The organism is Nocardioides sp., assembly GCF_035576065.1.
Classification (GTDB): Bacteria; Actinomycetota; Actinomycetes; order Propionibacteriales; family Nocardioidaceae; genus Nocardioides.
The window spans coordinates 1-1,570 of sequence record NZ_DATLWX010000012.1 but is presented as its reverse complement, the minus strand read 5'-3'; the positions used below and the strand labels follow the sequence as shown (position 1 = coordinate 1,570).

Annotated in this window: 2 protein-coding genes; both read left to right on the top strand. The window is 68.5% G+C overall.

Features of this window, described 5'->3' with window-relative positions; genetic code table 11:
• The coding region (locus tag VNJ48_RS06320) for a hypothetical protein (protein WP_325600225.1) at window positions 1-660 on the top strand (660 nt) is incomplete at its 5' end.
• A gap of 34 nt (window positions 661-694) precedes the next feature.
• Window positions 695-1,570, top strand: an 876-nt coding sequence (locus VNJ48_RS06315) for a phage portal protein (RefSeq protein ID WP_325600223.1), incomplete at its 3' end; no start/stop codon positions are given.

Genomic DNA, 1,570 nt, shown 5'->3' with positions numbered 1-1,570 from the left:
CGGGCGAACGGCACGGGACTGATCGAGCGTGACATCGCTGAGGAGTACCGGGCGATGTCGATGGGCGGCAACGATGACGGCTTCCGCCGTGCGTATCTGAACCAGTGGGCCCGGCCGCAGTCCGCTACCGCCATCGACCCGACCTCCTGGGCCAACCTGCACGGCTCGACCCCACCGAAGGCCACCCCTACCTTCGCCCTCGACGTCGCCCCAGATCATTCGACGGCGACGATCGCGGCGGCGTGGAGCACCCCGGACGGCTCCTGGTTGCAGCTCGCCGATCACCGGCCTGGTGTCGAGTGGGTCGCTGATCGTGCCGCCGAACTGCTCCGGACGTGGGGCGGCCGGCTGCTGGTGGAGCAGACGGGCACGGCTGCGTTCCTGTTGCCGCACCTGGTCGCCGAGGGTGTGTCCCGTCGCTTCTTCGCCGATGCCTGCTCCACTCTTGACGCCGCGGTCGTCGGTCGGTCCGTCCGGCACGGCGGGCAGGACGAACTCAAGGCCGCTGTCGCGGTCGCCCGCTGGTCGTCTTCGGGTGAGGCCGGGCAGCGGGTCCTGTCCCGGAAGGACCCGCGGATCTCCCCGCTGATCGCCGCGGCGCTCGCCCTGCACGGCCTGAGCAGCGTTCCTACTAGCGGCGGTTGGATGGTGGGGGTCTAGTGCTGGGTCAACTAACCGACAAGATGGTGGGCGTGTGACGACCCCGACTCTCTCCCTGTCGCGGACCGACCCGAACCTGGCCGTTGTGGATGTCCTGTCGGCGAGGCTGGACAAGGCGAACATCGAATACGACCGGCTGGACCGGTACTACTCCGGGGACCAGCCGCTGGCGTTCATGTCGCCGGAGGTCGAGGCTCAGATCGGCGGCCGGCTCACTCCGCTGGTCATCAACTGGCCGGAGACGATCGTTGACTCGGTGGCTCGCCGGCTGAACCCGGAGGGCTTCCGGCTGGGGCAGGGCGCGACGGCTGACGACGAGCTGTGGCGCATCTTCACCGCGAACGACCTCGACGAGGAGTCCCCGCTCGGGCTGGTGGACATGCTCGTGCACGGGGTCACCTACCTGTCGGTATGGGGCAACGACGACGACCCGCTGACACCTCGCATGGCGTTCGAGTCCGCGCATCAGGTGACGGTCGATTACGAGCCGGGTGGACGGGCGGTCCGGTCGGCGTTGAAGCGCTGGCAGGACGGCGCGACGAGTTACGCGACGTACTACACCCGCGACGAGGTGATCCGCTACGCCGCCCGCACGACGGCGCTCGGTGTGCGACCGCGGTACGAGATCGATCAGGTGCTGGCGAATCCGCTGCGGGCCGTTCCGATCGTCCCGATGGTCAACAAGGGCCGGCTGCTGAACCGCTCCGGCCGGTCCGAGTTGGCCTCGATCGCGCCGATAGCGGACGGGATCAACAAGCTCGCCACCGATCTCCTGGTCACGGCCGAGTTCTACACGACCCCCCGCCGCTGGGCGACGGGTATGCAGATGCCCTCCGGCAGCGGCGACATGGCGCGGCTTCAGGCTGAGGTCAAGGCGTACTGGGACGAAGCATCGAAGGAAAAGACGTGG